At 71.0% G+C, this 16,553-nt stretch carries 14 protein-coding genes; 4 read left to right on the top strand and 10 right to left on the bottom strand.

The genetic code is table 11. From position 1 onward, the window contains the following. Nucleotides 1-65: 65 nt before the first annotated feature. On the bottom strand, nucleotides 66-1,121 hold the full coding sequence (locus WME95_RS26270) for a hypothetical protein (RefSeq protein WP_437902140.1): 1,056 nt from the start codon (nucleotides 1,119-1,121) through the stop codon (nucleotides 66-68). Nucleotides 1,122-1,715: 594 nt separating this feature from the next. On the opposite strand from WME95_RS26270, the gene WME95_RS26265 reads away from it, so the two are divergent. Together WME95_RS26265 and WME95_RS26260 are read left to right on the top strand one after the other, a co-directional pair. Next, a complete protein-coding gene (locus WME95_RS26265; RefSeq protein WP_437902139.1) occupies nucleotides 1,716-2,303 on the top strand; it encodes a DUF3995 domain-containing protein in 588 nt (195 codons plus the stop codon). A gap of 5 nt (nucleotides 2,304-2,308) precedes the next feature. Further along, nucleotides 2,309-2,902 (top strand): TetR/AcrR family transcriptional regulator, encoded by a 594-nt coding sequence (locus WME95_RS26260; protein WP_437902138.1) that lies wholly within the window; start codon nucleotides 2,309-2,311, stop codon nucleotides 2,900-2,902. A 19-nt stretch (nucleotides 2,903-2,921) separates the two neighbouring features. On the opposite strand, the gene WME95_RS26255 is transcribed toward WME95_RS26260, so the two are convergent. Both WME95_RS26255 and WME95_RS26250 read right to left on the bottom strand, forming a co-directional pair. After that, nucleotides 2,922-3,632, bottom strand: a complete 711-nt coding sequence (locus tag WME95_RS26255; RefSeq protein ID WP_437902137.1) for a hypothetical protein — start codon at nucleotides 3,630-3,632, stop codon at nucleotides 2,922-2,924. Nucleotides 3,633-3,636: 4 nt separating this feature from the next. Continuing rightward, nucleotides 3,637-4,113: a MarR family winged helix-turn-helix transcriptional regulator gene (locus WME95_RS26250; RefSeq protein ID WP_437902136.1), complete on the bottom strand. Its 477-nt coding sequence runs from the start codon at nucleotides 4,111-4,113 to the stop codon at nucleotides 3,637-3,639. Between the two features lie 507 nt (nucleotides 4,114-4,620). On the opposite strand from WME95_RS26250, the gene WME95_RS26245 reads away from it, so the two are divergent. Further along, nucleotides 4,621-6,693, top strand: coding sequence for a TonB-dependent receptor plug domain-containing protein (locus tag WME95_RS26245; protein WP_437902135.1), 2,073 nt, complete (start codon nucleotides 4,621-4,623; stop codon nucleotides 6,691-6,693). A gap of 66 nt (nucleotides 6,694-6,759) precedes the next feature. Here WME95_RS26245 and WME95_RS26240 read toward each other — a convergent pair whose 3' ends face one another. From WME95_RS26240 to WME95_RS26230, 3 genes are all read right to left on the bottom strand, one after another. Then, nucleotides 6,760-7,392 (bottom strand): NUDIX hydrolase, encoded by a 633-nt coding sequence (locus tag WME95_RS26240; RefSeq protein ID WP_437902134.1) that lies wholly within the window; start codon nucleotides 7,390-7,392, stop codon nucleotides 6,760-6,762. A gap of 160 nt (nucleotides 7,393-7,552) precedes the next feature. Continuing rightward, nucleotides 7,553-9,229 (bottom strand): carboxylesterase/lipase family protein, encoded by a 1,677-nt coding sequence (locus tag WME95_RS26235; protein WP_437902133.1) that lies wholly within the window; start codon nucleotides 9,227-9,229, stop codon nucleotides 7,553-7,555. A gap of 11 nt (nucleotides 9,230-9,240) precedes the next feature. Continuing rightward, nucleotides 9,241-9,483, bottom strand: a complete 243-nt coding sequence (locus tag WME95_RS26230) for a hypothetical protein (RefSeq protein WP_437902132.1) — start codon at nucleotides 9,481-9,483, stop codon at nucleotides 9,241-9,243. A gap of 127 nt (nucleotides 9,484-9,610) precedes the next feature. Between WME95_RS26230 and WME95_RS26225 the strand changes: the two genes are divergently transcribed. Beyond that, the gene (locus WME95_RS26225) at nucleotides 9,611-11,416 is read left to right on the top strand and encodes a hypothetical protein (RefSeq protein ID WP_437902131.1); all 1,806 of its coding nucleotides are present in this window, start codon (nucleotides 9,611-9,613) and stop codon (nucleotides 11,414-11,416) included. A 51-nt stretch (nucleotides 11,417-11,467) separates the two neighbouring features. On the opposite strand, the gene WME95_RS26220 is transcribed toward WME95_RS26225, so the two are convergent. The 4 genes from WME95_RS26220 to WME95_RS26205 all read right to left on the bottom strand — a co-directional run bounded on the left by WME95_RS26220 (nucleotide 11,468) and on the right by WME95_RS26205 (nucleotide 16,379). After that, on the bottom strand, nucleotides 11,468-13,282 hold the full coding sequence (locus WME95_RS26220; RefSeq protein ID WP_437902130.1) for a hypothetical protein: 1,815 nt from the start codon (nucleotides 13,280-13,282) through the stop codon (nucleotides 11,468-11,470). 287 nt (nucleotides 13,283-13,569) lie between these two features. Further along, on the bottom strand, nucleotides 13,570-14,844 hold the full coding sequence (gene dsrP / locus WME95_RS26215) for a sulfate reduction electron transfer complex DsrMKJOP subunit DsrP (RefSeq protein ID WP_437902129.1): 1,275 nt from the start codon (nucleotides 14,842-14,844) through the stop codon (nucleotides 13,570-13,572). A 15-nt stretch (nucleotides 14,845-14,859) separates the two neighbouring features. After that, nucleotides 14,860-15,762, bottom strand: coding sequence for a 4Fe-4S dicluster domain-containing protein (locus WME95_RS26210; RefSeq protein WP_437902128.1), 903 nt, complete (start codon nucleotides 15,760-15,762; stop codon nucleotides 14,860-14,862). Then, nucleotides 15,759-16,379, bottom strand: coding sequence for a hypothetical protein (locus tag WME95_RS26205; protein ID WP_437902127.1), 621 nt, complete (start codon nucleotides 16,377-16,379; stop codon nucleotides 15,759-15,761). Before WME95_RS26205 ends, WME95_RS26210 begins: the two co-directional genes overlap by 4 nt. Nucleotides 16,380-16,553: the final 174 nt, after the last annotated feature.

The raw sequence follows: 16,553 nt of genomic DNA, 5'->3' as shown, positions 1-16,553 counted from the left end.
TCGCACCCTCGCTCAATGGGGCGTCCGGGTCGAACAGCTCGAACAGCCCTTGGCGGGCGGGGTCATCAGTAGATAGGGATGACCTCGTCTGACTGGCAGCAATAGTAAGCCGGGCTCTGCGGTGTCACCTGGCCCATGGCGACTCCTCCGGTCGGGGCGCACCGGCCTGGGTCGTCCCTGATCCAGCGCGCCACCATGCTCTCGAGCCGCAGATCCGGCCCCGCGACGCACTTCGGCCCGGCCATCGTCACCGTCTCTGCGCCGAGGAGCTCGCGACAGCTGCCGTCCTCGTAGACGGAGACGAGCGCGGCGCACGTGGCGTCCTCGAGCTCCTCGCACGCGCAAGGCGTGCAGCTGCGCGTGTCGTCGAAGCCCTCGGCGATCGCCAGCAGATCGGGATATGGCTCGGGGCACTCCGGCGTGTTCTGGAGCAGATGGCGGATGCACATCGTGAAGCCCCCGGATCGCTGCCTGGGGGCCGCGACACACATCATCGAGGGATCTCTGCACTTGTTCTCGTCGGCCGCGCCGGTGCACGCGCGCACCCGGGTGCTCGCGGGGGCGGCCAGCTCGGGCGGCGCTCCTCCGGGATCGTGCGCCGGGGCGCACGCGCTCACGGTCGGCGCCGGGATGAGGAGCGAGCTGAGCTCGCCCGAGGTCGCCGCGGCCGGCGCCGTGCACGCGCCGCTCCACCCCTCGGGGGCGGCGAACGACGTGGACGCCGTCCCGTCGCACGTGGCCGAGGCGCTCCCCAGAAGGCCTGAAGGCAGCTCGCAGGAGGGCTTCGTGCAAAGGCACGTCGGACACCTGTGCTCGCCGGCGAATCCGCTGTAACCGTCGAACAGGAGATCCGGCGCCTCCACCGGGCACTCCGGTGGGGACGTCCCGCCGGTCGCGTCGCCCCTCCAGAGCAGGATGGGATCGTCGAACCCGAGGGACGGCGGCGGCACGCACGCGCCGTCGCACACGGGGCACGGATCATTGCACTCGTGAGCATCCAGGCTGAAGCACGGCTCATTGCACGAATAGATCTGGACAGCGCCGCCTTCCCAGCAGCCCGCGAAGCTGCCGGCGCCGGCGAGCGCGAGCGCCATGCCGAACGGGTCCTTCCTTCTCCTCATCCTCCTCATCGTGATGGTCCTTCTCTCGCGTGTCGCGTTTCGGCTCTTCGGCAAGGGGCACCACGACGATCGCTCGGCGCTGCCCCAAGCCTCTCTTCCCGCTCCTTCACGCCGGCGCGGCGACCCGACCGGGGGCGCGCGGCGCCCTTGTCACTTCGGAGCCAAGGAGAGCTCGAACTCCTATTTCATACTTGGGCAGGCGCGGACAAGGAAGCCGAATCGGCCATGAAGGCGCGATGAATCGAGTGTATATCGAGTGTATTTCGATAGGCCCCGAGAAGAACTCAGCATTTGTTGGTCGTGCGCTTTTCGTGAGAATCTCACCGAGGAGGGTGGAAAGCACGGTGGCGCTGCCGCGCTGCCGGCGGGAATCGGGCCGCGCCGGGCGTGGCGGGCGGCGCGCGCAGGGAGTCGCGGGGCAGCGTGCGCGGCGGCGGGCGAGAGCAACCCGAGGCGCCGAGGGCCTCGCGCGGCTCGGGAGCGTCCGTGGCGGAGCGCCACAGCGACGGTCCCTGCGCCGTGCGTTCAGTGAGGCGCAGACGCTTGTCCAGTACCATACCATACCGTATGGTATGGTTTGAAGGTGAGGCCACGATGGATCCACTTCTCTCGAGCGCGGCGGTCGTCGCCCCGCTCCTCGTGCTGGTCGCCGGCGTGTCCCGGCTCGGAGCGCCGCGCGGCGTGTCGCCATGGACGCTGCTTGGCCTGCTCGCGATCCTGTGCGCGGCCGGGGCGCTGGGCGTGGGGGTCCCACGGCGGGACGTGCTTGCCCTGGCGTCGGGCGGCGCCCTCGGGGTGCTCGCGGCGATCCACGTCTACTGGGGCCTGGGAGGCGCGTGGCCCGGGGATGCCCGGCACGAGAAGGTGGAGATGGTGGTCGGCTTGCCCAAGGGCAGTCCCTTTCCTTCCCTCGGCGCATGTCTCGTCGTGGCGTGTCTCCTCGCGTCGTCCGCCGCGCTGGTGCTCGCCCAGCGGTACGGCGGCGGCGGTTCGCCGACGCTGCTCCGGCTCGGCGCGTGGGCCGTCGCGCTGGTGCTCGGGGCGCGGGGCGTCGGCGGCTACCTCGAGGCTCGCCTGCGGCCCGACACGGGCGCGCTGCCGTATCACCGGCTGAACCGCCTCGTGTACTCGCCGCTCTCGCTCACCCTCGCCGCCGCCGTCGCGGGCGCCACGCTCGACTGACCCGCATGGCGCGCACCTCGAGGAACGACTGGCTCGACAAGGGGCTCGACGCGCTCCGCGACGGCGGCGAGGGCGCGCTGACGATCGACGGGCTCTGCGCGAGGCTCGGCCGAACGAAGGGCTCGTTCTATCACCACTTCGAGGACATCGCGGCGTTCCTCGCGGCGCTCCTCGCTCGCTGGGAGGAGCGGCAGACGTCGGCGCCGATCCACCACGCCGAGGCGGGCGGGAGCCCCGAGCAGAAGCGGCAGCGGCTCTCCGCTGTCGTGCGCTCGCTCGACGGCCGGCTCGAGCTCGCCGTGCGGGCGTGGGCGCTCCGAGACGAGCGCGCCGCGGCCGTGCTCCGGCGGGTCGACGCGCGCCGCGTCGAGTACCTCGCGTCCCTGTACGCCTCCGAGGGGCGCGCGCGCGGCGCCGCCTTGCTGCTCGCGCGGCTGGAGTACGCGGCCTTCGTCGGCGCGCAGATGCTCTTCTCCGACCTCTCGGCCGAGGGCGCGCGCTCGCTGGGGCTCGCGCTCGATCGCGCGCTCGAGCTCCTGGCCAAGGACGAGCGTGTCGCGCGTCCGCCGGGCGCGGCACGGAGGCGGCGAGCGACGTGAGGCCTTGCGGCGCGCGCGCCTATCGCTGCGACCGATCGAGCGCGTCCACGGCGTCGAGCTGAGGCCGGAGCAGGGCGCGCTCCTCGTCGGAGAGCGGCGCCTCGTCGATCTCGTCGCGCAGGGCGCGGGCGCGCGCCTGTTCGCCCAGGGCGACGGCGAGCTCCAGCCGGGCGGCGAGGGCGCGGGCGCGCTCGAGGGGGTCGTCCGGCTCCTTCCGGGCGAGCGCCACGTCGAGGACCTTGGCGGCCGCCGCGTCGTCGTTCTTGAAGTCGCGCAGCCGCGCAGCCGCGCGCAGGGCCTTGCCGAGCCTCGAGTCCGAGCGCGACCCGGCGGCTTCCTCGTCGTCGTCCGGCGCGTCCCGCCGGATGAAGATCACCGAGTTGCCCGCGACGTCGACCACCGTGAAGCGGCTCTGCCCCTTCTTCATGCGCGAGATCCTGGGCAGGCCGGAGATCGGCAGCTTGCCGTACGCCCGCCGCAGCCCCTCCGCGAACGTCTCGTGGAGCCGCTCGACCTCGGGGACGATCACAAGGCACGTGCTGTACGCCTGCCTGGGATCCAGCCCCTTGAGGCCCATGAAGTGCAGGTGGACCTCCCCGCGGCGCGTCGCCGCATACACGTTCGGCGCTGTCTGCTGATGGGTGACCTCGAAGCCCAGGGCGCCGTAGAACGCCAGGGTTTCGGGCAGCGACGCGCACGGGAGCACGGGGATCGTCATCGCTTCGCTCATGGGATCACGCCTTTCGAGCGGGTCGCGCAGGCGACGCCGCGTCCTCTTCGAGCACACGTCGGGCCTGTCGCAGCGCATCGAGGGTCGCGTGCAGGATCGACAGGTCGAGCCGCTTGCCGATCCGGTCCGCCCACGCGGCGTGGCGCGCCTCTACCTGCCGCAGGGCCTCGCGCCCTGCCGCCGTCATCGCGATGAGCTTGGCCGTGCGGTGGTGAGGGTTCTCGACATACTCGACGAACCCCTCGCGCTCGAGGGCGTCCGCTATCTGCTGCACGCCCTGGCGGGTCAGCCCCATCGTCCGAGCGACGTTCGAGACCGGCGCCGGGCCGTGGTCCACGACGCCGAGCACCTGCCAGCGCGCGCTCGTGAGCCCCGCCGGCCTGGCCAGGGCGTCCCCGGCCTCGAGCGCCAGACCATTCAAGCGGAACACCTCGATCACCAGCTCGCTGAGCGCGGTCGCCTCCGCGGTGAGCCTCGTCATTGGAAACAACCTGTCATATTGACAACTATTTGTCAATTGAGCGCTGTGCCGATGTCCTCGGCCTGGCTTGCATCTCAGGGAGCTCGGCGCGGCAGGGAGGCCCGCCGGGATGTTTCAAGGCGCGGAGCCCATGCCAGGTTTGAAAGCAGAAATCTCAGAATCGAAAGGTGTCGGGGGTGTCCTTAAGGGTAACCCCAGGAACAGAGAAGGGGATGGCCTTGGCCCGTGTCCTGCTAAACACGGAAGCCAGAGCGCCCGTGACGGCTTCCCCCCCCCGCCGTCGAATGGGCGCTCTGTTTTTTGTCTCCCCGGATCGGGCGAGCAGATGCGTCGCCCGTCGATATGGCGGACGAGCGCCTCGCGAGCGCGGGGATGCGCGTCCAGGGCACGCTGGTGGCCGAGCGTGCATGGACTCCCTGGCTTCCGCCGAGCCGCTGGATTTGCTAAGTGCGGGCCGCCACGGGGGAGGTTCTCCCGGCTGCCCGGCGGCGTAGCTACGACATCCGCGTGAGATCCCCAGGCGCACTCTTCTCCCTCGCGCTCGCGGCCGCCGCGACCTTGCATGCGGGCGAGGCGCGCCCTCAACCTGCAGGCCGCCCGGCCGGCGAGCCGGCAGGAGCCGAGGCGGCGCAGGCGCCCGGCGCGGCCCCGGCCGAGCCGCCGGCTCCCGTGGTCCCTGACGGACAGGCCGTCGCGCCCGCCGGGATCGAGGTCACCGTCGAGGGCAACCGGGCTCCGCCGGGCTCCGTCTCGCTCACGCGGCGCGACGTCCGCGAGCTGCCCGGCGCGCTAGGCGACCCCTACCGCGCCATCGAGATCCAGCCCGGCGTGACCTCGATCGCGAGCGGCATGCCGTACTACTACATCCGCGGCGCGCCCCCGGGGAACATCGGCTACTTCTTCAACGGCATCCAGGTCCCGCTCCTCTTTCACGTGGGCGCCGGCCCCAGCGTCATCCCGGCCGCGATGGTCCAGCGCGTCGAGATGCACCTCGGCCCCTATCCCTCGGACATCGGGCGGCTCGCGGGCGCGGCGATCGAGGCCGAGAGCGCGCCGCCGTCCGACGTCTGGCGCGGGGAGGGGAGCCTCCGGTTCGTCGACCTCGGCGGCGTCGTGGAGGGGCCGATGGACAGCGACACCCACGTCCTCGTGGGAGGGCGCTACGCCGCCGGCGCGGCGCTCACCTCGGCGCTCGTCCCGAGCGTCGACGTGGGCTACGCCGACTACCAGGGCCGGATGACGCACCGGCTCGGGCCGGAGGAGCGCTTCACGGTCTTCGCCTTCGGCGCGTATGACTACCTCGCCAGCATCGGCGAGGAGGACGGCGCCGAGGCGACCGACGTCCTCCTCGACAGCGACTTTCACCGCCTGGACATGCGCTACGACCGCGACGACGCCGCCTCGGGCGCGCGCGTCAGGTCGGCGCTCACCCTCGGGCTCGACCGGTCGCGCGGGGTCGGCGTGGAGAGCGCCGAGGCCTGGAAGCTCAACGCGCGGATGAGCCTGGCCCGGCCCATCCTCGCGGGGCGCGCGCTCGTGCGGGTGGGCGTCGACGCCGCGGTCGACCGCTACGTGGTGACGCCGCGCCCCGGCGCGTCGGACGGCGAGCCCGGAGGCGGCGCGTCCACCGAAGACGACGCGCCCGCCGAGGGGACGGCCCAGCTCGACGAGAGCTTCCCGGAGCTCTTCCGCAGCCGCCTCGACCTCGCGCTGGGCGCGTGGGCCGACGCGCTGCTCGTGCTCGACGAGCGGTCGACGATCACGCCCGGCGTGCGCGTGGACCACTACACCTCGCTCGGCAAGAGCGCGCTCGCCGTCGACCCGAGGATCGTCGGCCGCTTCGGCGTCGGCGACCACGTGCGGCTCATCCCGGCGTTCGGCCTCGCCTCGCAGCTGCCCGGCCTCGCCCCGCTGCCGGCGCTCCAGATCGGCGGCATCCCTGGGGGGCTGCAGCGCAGCCTGCAGTCGAGCTTCGGCGTCGAGGTCGACGCGGGCCCTGTCAACTTCAGCGCCACGGTGTTTCGACAGGCGACCTTCGGCCTGAGCGATCCGATCGGGACGGGCCGAGGCACGACCCTCAGCACGGAGCGCTTTCTCACGCGGAGCCTCGGCGACACGTACGGTCTGGAGCTCGGGGCGCGCGGGGCGCTCCGCCGCGACATGTTCTTCCTGGCGTCGTACACGCTGTCGCGCTCCACGCGCACGCGGGGCAGGGCGACGATCCCCTCCGCCTACGACCGGACGCACGTGGCGCACCTCGCGCTGCTCTACGACCTCGGCGCGGGCTGGCGCGCCGGGATACGCCACGTCTTCTATACCGGCTTTCCCGCCGACGAGGCCGCCCCGGGCCGCCCCCCGAGCGAGCACCCGGATCGCGTCGCGCCGTTCTATCGGCTCGACATGCGCCTGTCGAAGCGCTGGGCGCTGGGCGCGCGGAGGTACCTCGGGCTCGTGCTCGACGTGCAGAACGCGACGCTGGCGAAGGAGGTGTTCGACGTGAGCTGCGATGACGGCGCGTGCACGCCGCGGAAGATCGGGCCCATCACGATGCCGGGGCTCGCGATCGAAGGCGGGTTCTGAGGGGAATCCGAGGGGAAAGCGGGCAGCGTCGCCGCGGCAGACCGGCTGATCCGGCGGCCGCGCGAGCTACCGGTGAAGCACCTCGAAGAGCTGCTTCAGCATGAGGTACGTCAGCCCCCAGACGACCCGCTCGTCCACGAGCAGACACGGGAGCTGGAGGACGTTTCCCTCGTGCGTGTACGCATAACGCGAGGTGCGCTCGCCGCGCGCGAGCGGCCCGAGCGGCGTCCAGAGCGCCTCGGCCACCTCGTCGCTCAGGGTGAGCTCCGGCGTGGAGCGCAGCGCGAAGACGAACGGGGCGACGATCATCCCGGCGCGCCGCCCGCGCGCGACCGCCGGGACCTCGGGCAGGCGCGCGAGCAGGGTCCCGTGCGCCGCCAGGTCGATCCCCACCTCCTCCCGCGTCTCGCGGATCGCGGTGGCGAGCAGGCTCTCGTCCGCCGGCTCGCGCCGCCCGCCCGGGAGCGCCATGTGCCCCGACCAGGGATCGGCCGGGTGATCGGCCCGGCGGATCAGGAGGAGCTCGGCCTCCTCGGGCTCCCGGCCCCCCGCAGGATCGAGCGCCGTGCCCGGAGACCCCGCCGGCGCCCGCAAGATCGCGGCGACCGCGGCCTGGCGCTCCTGCGTGAGCAGGTCGAGCGCGGCCTCGCGCGCGTCGAGGCGGGCCATGATGGCGGCGAGGTCGTAGGAGGAGAGCACCGTGGTCAGGATAGCATAATATCTATCGCTATTTAGCGCGCGGCGGCTGCGCTCGGGGATCGCGCTCGCGGCGGGCCCGGACTCAACACTCGAGCCGCGCAGGCCGCTCGCAGGGCCTCGGCCATCGCGTGACGCGCCGCGGCCCTCCGTGCGAGCACCGTCAGGGGGCCGCCGTGGCGAAGGTGTCCCACGCGTCGCACTGCTCTCCCTTCAGGCCGGCTTGCGGCGCGATGTCGCGATCGAGGGTGAGGCTCTCGTCCCCCTCCGCTCCATACCTCGGCCACGCGACGGCGCCCTCGCCGTTGGGGTCCCCGCTCGCCGCGTGGCGCGACCAGTACCCCATGATTTTCTGCGACATCTCGAGCTCACCCTCGGTCAGCGGCTCCGGCAACACCATCGTCGGGTTGCCGAACACGAACTTGATCTCGGCAGAATGGAAGGCGCCGAGATCGCCGAGCAGCGAGCTCTCGGGCGCATAGGTGAAATGATAGAGATACGTCGCCGCGCCGGCGCCCGCGATCGCGCGCGCCGCCCGCCGCGTCGGGCACACGAACATCGAATCACCCAGCGCCGCGATCGCCGCCGCCTGCGCCGAGCCGTAGGTCTCGCTCGGGTAGAGCGCCACCACCTCCTCGCCGTGGCCCGGGGCGAGCGTCTCGGCGAACGCCTCGAACGCGGCGTCGTCGGCGACCGCCGCGGACTCGCCCCAGAGCGTGACGAAGAGCGTGCCCTCGTCCGCGTTGCTGCCGAGGATGGTCGGCATCTTCTCGAAGCTCCCGGCCTCGAGGAGCTTGCCCGGCGTGTCGGGCAGGTTCCATCCGTCGACGACCGGGAACCACGTCGGGCCGGCGCCCTCGAGGAAGGCCGCGCCCCGCGGCAGCGCGCTCATGATCTCCTCGGCCGATTTGCCGCGAAGGCACTCGAGGACGGAAGGCGCGTCGGTGCAGCCCAGCGCCTCGACGAACTCTTGCCCCTGCGCGCTGGCCGTCGCCTCGTCCGCGGCGGAGTCGCACGGTCCGCTCTCGATGATGGCGGTCTGGAAGAGGCCTTTGCTCCTGGGCGACACCAGATGCATGCAGACGCTGATGCCGCCCGCGGACTCGCCGAACAGGGTGACCCTGCCAGGATCCCCGCCGAACGCGGCGATGTTGGCCTTGACCCACTGGAGCGCGGCGCGCTGGTCCTCCAGGCCGTACGCGCCCGTCGAGGGGTGATCGGGATCCTCCGACTTGAGCTCCGGGAGGGCCAGGAACCCGAGCGGGCCAAGGCGGTAGTTGAAGGTGACCACCACCGATCCTGTCGCCTCGGAGAGCGCCCGGCCGTCGTAATCGGCCTCCCCGCCGCTGCCGAGCTCGAAGCCGCCGCCATGAATCCAGACGAGGACGGGTGCGGACGAGGACGCCGGGCGCTCGGGCGTCCAGACGTTCAGGGTGAGGCAGTCCTCTCCCGAGATCTCATTGAAGCCCGGGGTGAGCAGGTTCAGCTGCGAGCAGGGAATGCCCACCTCGACGGCAGCCCGCGGCTCGGTCCACGGCTCGTGCGGCGCGGGTGATCTCCAGCGCAGGTCCCCGACCGGCGGCGCGGCGTACGGGATGCCCAGGAAGGTGCGCGTCGCGCCGACGAGCGCGCCCTCCACCGGACCCGCCTCCGTCTCGACGAGCGGCGCAGCCACGTCGCCGCCCCCCGAGCCACCGGCGCCGCCGGAGCCACCGGCGCCGCCGGAGCCACCGGCGCCGCCCGCGCCGCCGGAGCCCTCCAGAGCCGGCTCGCTCGAGCTGCAGGCGGCAGCGAGCAAGCCAAGAAGAATGGTGTGCGACAATGAAGGTCGAATGGGCATGATCGTCTCCGTCAAGAGCAAATCGTGAATGCGGGATCGTGGGAGGAGGAGAGCGCGGCGCCGAGGACGTAGGGGGCGATGAAGGCCGCCAGTCGGCGGAGCAACGTTCTGTGCACGCGGAATTCAACCATGAAGTGCGAGCGGTGGTGCTGGAATTTGACGTCGTTGTCTGAGAAGCTCCCACGTGACGGCTTCGTGCCGTGGGGCAGGGCAAGCTTGACATGGCGAAGGGCGCGAACTCCTTCTGTGCCCATGGCAACTCATCGGAGATACGGGATCGCGGGCGGCCCCGGGCGTCGAGGGGCTTCGGCGCATGGGTACCAGCGCCGCGCGGCCCGCATCGGGAAATCAGGCTGGTCCGGGCTGCTGACGTGCATGGTCATGGCCGGCGCCCTGGCCGGGAGCGCGTGCAGCTCGGATCCGGACCCCGGGGGGACAGGGGGAACCGGCGGCATGGCCGCGTCCAGCGGGAGCGCGGGCGGCGAGGGCGCGACCACGGCGACAGGCGCGGGGGGAGAGGGGGGTGGAGGCGACATCACGCCGGTCATGCCCGAGTTCGACCCGGAGGTGTTCGGCACGTTCGACACGTCGGAGCTGACGGTGTTCGCGTTCAGCCAGGTGGAGGTGAACGAGGCGGATCCCCAGGTGCTGGAGCTCGCCCCGGACATGGTGCCGAGAGCGTGGCAGCGCTGGCGCGACACAGGGATCCAGGCCGGCGATTACGACGCCGAGTACCTGGCGAGCTGCCGCGAGCGCGGCATCCGCTTCGTCGCGGGCAGCACCGCATCCATCGTCTTCGAGGACGAGGTCGACAGCGAGGAGCAGTTTCTGGAGCAGACAACGCGCAACGCCGCGGGCGAGCTCGTCGCCCACGACCAGATCGTGCCAGGCGCGCACCGATCGAGCATGGCGTCTCCGAGCTACCGCGCGCGGCTCGTCGAGATGGGCAAGCTCCAGATCGACCTCGGGGTCGACGGGCTGAACTTCGACGAGATCAACGGAGGCTACGGGGGCGCGGAGTACGACGGCAACGAGGGGTTCGACGATCACCATGTCGCGGACTTCGGAAACTACCTCTGTCGCAGGCACGGCGGCCGTCCGGACGGCTGGCAGCAGGGGTTCGATCTCCTCCCCGAGGACGGGCTCGACTGCGGAGGAGCGCCCGAGACCGCCGGGAGAGGCTTTGATTTCCGCGGTTACCTCCAGCGCGTGAACGCCACGGAGAAGCCCTTCGACAGCGGGAACGAGCTGCTCGTCGAGGAGTGGGGCCGGACGGTGGGAAACCGTCCAGACCCGCAGCTCGGGACCTTCGTCGAGGTCTATCCGGCGCTCGTCTACTGGCAGGAGGTGGTGCTCGCGCTCCGCCGCTACGCGCGCGAGCAGCACGGCCGCGAGATCTTCATCTCGTCGAACGGCATCGTGCCGTTCGTCGACATGCAGAGCGTGGGCCTGTACGACTGGAACATCGACGGCGACGGCCCGCGCGGCATGAACTGGGTGCCTGTCGTGGAGGGACACCTCGACGGGACCGTGTCGTTCCAGACGGCCCTGCGGGGGCTCAAGGCGCGCTCGAAGCGCGTTCAAGAGCTCGTCGGCGGCAAGGAAGTCCCGCTGATGCTGTTCCTGGACTGGCCCAATGACATGATGAACCGCTACTACGGGCTCCCGCTGGAGGAGCGGAAGGACTATTTCCGCATCTTCGCCGCGGAGGTCTACGCGAACGGCCTGTACTTCGCCCTGCCGCTGCACACGACGACGGACGAGAGCACCGCGACCGCGCTCGAGATGATGGAGTTCTTCGCGCGCTTCCGCGACTTCTACAAGTCCCACGAGGACCTGGTCCACGGGGCGACCGACGTCACAGGGACCGTGACCCTCTCCTTCGAGGAGTGCGCGTCCGCCGAGCAGCCCGAGGCGTGCGCGGGCGAGAAGAAGATGAGCCACAACCTCGTGCGCCTCGCGGACGGCCGCACGGTGCTCCACGTGATCAACCACGAATACAGCGCAGGTGTTGTGGAGCAGGTGGGGGTGACGGCGAGCTTCCCCATGGACGCGAGCCCGACGCAGGTCACTGTCGCGTCGATCGACTTCGAGGAAGATCGCGTGGTGCCGTTCTCGTACGAGGACGGCGTGGTCACGGCGGTGATCGGGGCGCTCCCGGCCTCCGTCGCGATCGTCGCGGAGTGAGCGGGGCAGCGCTGCGGGCTCAGCTGTCCACCCGGGACGCCTGGGGGGTGGTTACTGGCCTGTGACGTAGAACACGCCCCGCAGATCCTCGGTCGCGGAGATGGCGCCCGGCTCGCCGCCCGGGGAGCGCCAGGAGGTCACGCGGAACTGATAGTACATGCCAGGATCGAGGGGACCGCCGTACTCGACCGAGACCTCGTCGACGCCGCTCGATCCCGGGATGCTCGACCCAGCGCACGTCGGGTCGTCCCCGAGGCACCACACGAGGTCACCATAGGCGTTGTAGACGACCACGGTATAGAAGTCCTCGCTGGCGTCGTCTCCCCACCGGAGCGTGGGCGCGGCCGTCACCGGCTCGGGATCCGTCGCGCCCGGGCCGATCACCGGCAGCGACTCCGTGATCTTGAACGAGGTCGGCAGGGAGACGTCCTCGCCGGGGCTCGGCATCTCCACGGTGACGAGCTGCGTGCCGGCGATGTTCGGATCGGGATCGCGGACGAGGCTGTCGTTCTCGAACGCGGCCAGCACCACGTATTTGCCAGCGGGCACGCCGGAGATGCTGAATTCGCCGCTCACGTCGGGCGGCCCGCTGAGCGGCGTGCGCAGCCCTCGCGGCACCTCCCCTCGGACGAAGGCGTCGTTGAACGTGGACGCGACGACGACCACCACGCTGGTGGTCGAGCCGCCAGGAGCATTGACGATGTTGAGCGTGCCAGTCAGGGTGCCGAGGGCGGCGTCCGAGCGCGCCAGATCCACGCCCGTGACCGCCGCGTCCCCGACCTCCGCGGCCTTCGGATCGAGCGCGAGCCCCGCCGCGTAGCCGCTCACCGAGTAGCTGCCGGGCGGCACGTTGAAGATCGTGTAGGCGCCGCCGCGATCGGTCACCGCGCTGAACCCCTTGCCGCCCTCGTCCTCGGCCACGACGAGCACGCCGCCGGACTGCTCGTCCGCGAGCACCGCGCCCGAGATGCTCGGCAGCCCCCGCTGGTCCTCGGGCAGCGGGATCAGCGCGATATCCGTGAGCGCGGTCTCGATGCTCCACCCGTCGTCGCCCGACGTCGCCTCGCTGGAGGCGATCGGCAGCGCCGTGCGGAGCCCGCCCGGGAAGGGCTGGTGGTCCTGCGCGCTCGCCCGCAGCGTGAAGATCACGTCTCCGACCGGCGCGCCGTCCTCCGTGCGGGGCACCGGCACCTCGAGCACGTAATTCCCTGCGGCGTCGGTGGTCGTCACGTCCGTGATCGCGGTCGCCTGATCGTCGAGCGCGAGCACGAGCGCGCCCTCGATGCCCGCGGTGCTCTCGGAGTCGAAGACGCTCCCTCTCGCCAGCACGGGCGGATAACACGCATGGCCACCTGCGACGAGCTCGGCGCAGGTGAGCCCGCCTGCGCACAGCGGGGCCTCCGGATCGCACGCGCCGCCTTCAGCGATGCCGCAGATTCCCCCGCCGTCTCGCGTCTTGCCGCAAACCGCCTCGTCGAGGCAGAGATCGGGGCCCGCCGGATCGCACGCGCCGCCGGGCGGGGTCTGGCAGGTTCCGTCAGCGCCGCACGTCGTGCCTTCTGCGCAGAAGTCCTTCGTGTCCCCGGCGCAGGGGCCGCCGAGCGGGACTCGGCATGTGCCGTCGTCGCCACAGACGGCATCGCCCAGGCAATAGTCGGTGCCGCCCGCATCGCAGCCGGCGCCGGGCGGCGCATAACAGATGTGGTCCTCGCCGCCCTCGGCGCACACGAGGCCGTTCGGGCAGCCGTCATCCGGAGCACATTCATCGCCGGCGTTCTCCGGGTCAGGCCCGCAGCCCAGCGCGACGAGCGGGAGAGCGACGGCGGCGGCCTGCGCGGCCAGACGAGCGTACTCGGCAACTTTCATTGAAGTGTCCTCCCTCTTGTAAGTTGAAATGCGACGCGGTCGCCAGCGCGGCTCAGCGCTCACTCGCCCGGGCAATCTGGATGACGTGAGGCGATTGCCACTCTCGCCCTGGGCCAACGAGCTGGCCAGCACATGCCCCCTGCAGTGCCCGGGCGATCCGTGGACGGCTCAGCTTTTATATTGTCCGAGGAAGTGCCACTTTCCGGGCCAGCGACCACGCAGGCCGACACGCGCGCTCGCGCGACGCCGGAGGTGTGTCCGGCGGCGCGATGAGGCACACAGCAGCGCTATTGCGCGAGCGGCGGCGCGTGCCCGTCTGCGCGGGTGGCACCGGAGCGCGGCTCGACCGACATCTCGCCGGTGAGCACCGTCAGCGCGATCTTGATGGCGATCGTGAGCACCATGAACCCGACGGCCCAGATGCCCGCCGTGATCTTCCACTCGGCCATCGAGGGCACGTACTCGACGAGCTCGTGCAGGGTGCTCGGCACGAAGCCTGGGATGATGAGGCCCATGCCCTTCTCGATCCAGACGCCGGCGAAGGCGGCGACGCAGGCCGCGTTGAGGTAGGCGCGGCTCCCGCGGCTCGCCGGCAGGTGCAGGAGCGCCGCGGAGGTCACGTTCAGCGCGACCGCCGACCAGATCCACGGCACGAGCGCGCTCTTGCCGTGCAGGCCGAAGAACAGGTAGGTCACCGCGGTGCTGTGCGTGCCGCCGGTGTAGAGCGACGTGAAGAGCTCCGAGCCCAGCATGAACAGGTTGAGCAGGACGGTCACGCGGAGCACGGAGGTGAGCGTGCGGATCGGCCCGTCGCCCACGCGAAACCGGGTCAGCCGGGCGACGAGCTGGAGCAGCAGGATCACGAAGGCCGGGCCGGTGATGAACGCAGAGGCGATGAAGCGGGGGGCGAGCAGCGCCGAGTTCCAGAAGGGGCGGCCGCCGAGGCCCGAGTAGAGGAACGCCGTCACCGTGTGGATCGACACCGCCCAGCCGATGGACAGGAACACGAACGGCAGATACCACTTCCTGTCCGGCTTCCTGCCCAGGTACCTCGTGTAGATGAGGTAGCCCGAGATGTGCAGGTTGATGAACAGGTAGCCGTTCAGGACGATGACGTCCCATGTCAGCATCGAGATCGGCCAGTTGAACCGCCCGAGCCCGGGCAAGATGTGCCAGAACCTGTCCGGTCGCCCCATGTCGGCCACGATGAACAGGAGGCAGACGACGATGGCGGCGATCGCGAGCAGCTCGCCGAGGATCACGACGTCGTGCATCTCGTGGTCGTCGTAGAGATACGCCGGGATCACCATCATCACGGCGCCCGCCGCGAGCCCCACGCCGAAGGTGAAGTTCGCGATGTAAAGGCCCCACGAGACGTGGTCGCTCATGCCGGTGACCCGCATGCCCTCGGCGAGCTGGTGGGCCCAGGCGTTCGCGCCGACGAGGGCGATCGCCGTGAGCACGGTCATCCAGAGATAGAAGCGCCACGAGCCCTCGAAGCTCTGGCCGATGACCCGGAGCAGGAAGCGCGGGTAGGTGATGGCGTGCGTGTCGTTGCCCATCGTGGCTCCGCTCGCTCAGACGTCGAAGAAGTAGAAGAAGCGCGGCCGCGTGCCGAGCTCCTCCTTGAGGATGAAGATCCGCTTGTTCTCGAGCACCCAGCGGATCTCGCTCTTCGGATCCAGCAGGTTGCCGAAGACGCGCGCGCCCGTGGGGCAGGCCTCGAGGCAGGCCGGCATCCGGCCCTCGCGCGTTCGATGCAGGCAGAAGGTGCATTTCTCCACGACGCCCTGGGGCCGGATGCGGTTCGACAGGTAACCCTGGTCCGGGTTGATCTCGTCCGCGGGCACCTCGGGCTTCGTCCAGTTGAAGCGCCGCGCGTGGTAGGGGCAGGCGGCCTCGCAGTAGCGGCAGCCGATGCACCAGTTGTAATCGACGGCGACGATGCCGTCGGGCTCCTTCCAGGTCGCCTGGACGGGGCAGACCTTCACGCAAGGCGCGTTGTCGCACTGCTGGCACTGCACCGGCAGGTAGTATTTGCCCTTCGCGGGCACGGCGTGCTCGTACGTCGCGTCGCCCTTCTCCATGTCGAAGCTGCCCTGATCCATCTCGAGCACGCGGATGTAGGAGTTGTTCGTGCGCCGATCGTGGTTGTTCTCCACGTGGCACGCCTCCGCGCACTTGCGGCAGCCGATGCACACGCTCAGGCTGAGCGCGTAGCCGAACTGCACCCCTTCCTGCGGGCGGACGTCGCGGATCGTGACCTCGCGGCCGTACTCCTCGCGCGTCTCTCGCTCGAGGCGGTCGATGACCTCGGCGAGCTCTTCCCTCGTCATCTCCTTGTAATGGCGCTGCAGGAACTGATCGAGCGAGAGGTCCTTGCTCCACGCGCGGAGCGGCTCCATCGCGTGGGCGAACGCGGAGGCGCCGAGCGTGGCTCCGAGCACCTTGAGCGCGACGCGCCTGGATGTCTGGGTCATTCGTGGGCTCCTTCTCCTGCGCCGTGCGCCTCCACGAAGCGGTCGCGCGGGGGCAGGACAGGCATCGACGGCTGGAACGCCGGCACGTGCGGATCGTGGCAGTCGACGCAGTGGTTGCGCACCCGCGCGCCGCCCGCGTAACTGCCGTTCATCCCGCCATGAGCCCCGTTCGCGTAGTCGCGGAGCTGGGGGCCGTGGCACTGGGCGCAGAGCTGCATGGCGTCGCGCATCGGGAGGAGCGCGCCATCGGCCTTGCGCAGCGTGTCCTGCTCGCCGATCACGTGGCACGACGCGCAGCTCAGGCCGCCGTGCTCGAACCTCAGCCCGACGTGGAACTCGTCGAGCTCCGCCGTCGAGGTCGGCAGCGCATCGGGCCTGCGGAGCGAGTGGCATGTCACGCACGCCGCGCGGATCGGCCGGCCCAGCGAGTCCCGCTTGTCCGTGGCGACACCGGAGAGCTTGTCAGGGCGGTGGATGCTCGCGGAGGCGATCGGCGTCGCGTCGAGCGTGGGGCGCAGCCCGAGCGGCTGGTCGCGACCCTGGCAGCCTGCCGCGTGCGCCACGCACAGGAGGCCCAGGAGCGCGGCGGCCCCGGGAAGATGAAGAGAGGAGTGCACGGCGCGTTTCGCATCGCACGCCACGTGCCATCACGCGCGTCCGGGGCGGCGCCGCGGCCCGCGGCTCCGCGCGGTGCACGGCGCGCGTCCGGACGCACCGTTTGCGTTGCCCCGCGGTCCGCGCGCGCCAGGGATCTCCGGTGAGGCGCAGGGCGCAGCCCGCGATGGGCGGGC

This window comes from Sorangium sp. So ce327 (assembly GCF_051530205.1).
In the GTDB taxonomy this organism is placed as follows: domain Bacteria; phylum Myxococcota_A; class Polyangia; order Polyangiales; family Polyangiaceae; genus Sorangium; species Sorangium cellulosum_B.
This window is presented reverse-complemented; position numbering and strand designations above follow the sequence as displayed.

What these genes read in the sequence shown, in the direction of transcription:
- WME95_RS26270 (WP_437902140.1), bottom strand. Translation starts at nt 1,121, where the DNA reads ATGAGGAGAAGGAAGGACCCGTTCGGCATGGCGCTCGCGCTCGCCGGC.
- WME95_RS26265 (WP_437902139.1), top strand. Translation starts at nt 1,716, where the DNA reads ATGGATCCACTTCTCTCGAGCGCGGCGGTCGTCGCCCCGCTCCTCGTG.
- WME95_RS26260 (WP_437902138.1), top strand. Translation starts at nt 2,309, where the DNA reads ATGGCGCGCACCTCGAGGAACGACTGGCTCGACAAGGGGCTCGACGCG.
- WME95_RS26255 (WP_437902137.1), bottom strand. Translation starts at nt 3,632, where the DNA reads ATGAGCGAAGCGATGACGATCCCCGTGCTCCCGTGCGCGTCGCTGCCC.
- WME95_RS26250 (WP_437902136.1), bottom strand. Translation starts at nt 4,113, where the DNA reads ATGACGAGGCTCACCGCGGAGGCGACCGCGCTCAGCGAGCTGGTGATC.
- WME95_RS26235 (WP_437902133.1), bottom strand. Translation starts at nt 9,229, where the DNA reads ATGCCCATTCGACCTTCATTGTCGCACACCATTCTTCTTGGCTTGCTC.
- WME95_RS26230 (WP_437902132.1), bottom strand. Translation starts at nt 9,483, where the DNA reads ATGGGCACAGAAGGAGTTCGCGCCCTTCGCCATGTCAAGCTTGCCCTG.
- WME95_RS26225 (WP_437902131.1), top strand. Translation starts at nt 9,611, where the DNA reads ATGGCCGGCGCCCTGGCCGGGAGCGCGTGCAGCTCGGATCCGGACCCC.
- WME95_RS26220 (WP_437902130.1), bottom strand. Translation starts at nt 13,282, where the DNA reads ATGAAAGTTGCCGAGTACGCTCGTCTGGCCGCGCAGGCCGCCGCCGTC.
- dsrP (WP_437902129.1), bottom strand. Translation starts at nt 14,844, where the DNA reads ATGGGCAACGACACGCACGCCATCACCTACCCGCGCTTCCTGCTCCGG.
- WME95_RS26210 (WP_437902128.1), bottom strand. Translation starts at nt 15,762, where the DNA reads ATGACCCAGACATCCAGGCGCGTCGCGCTCAAGGTGCTCGGAGCCACG.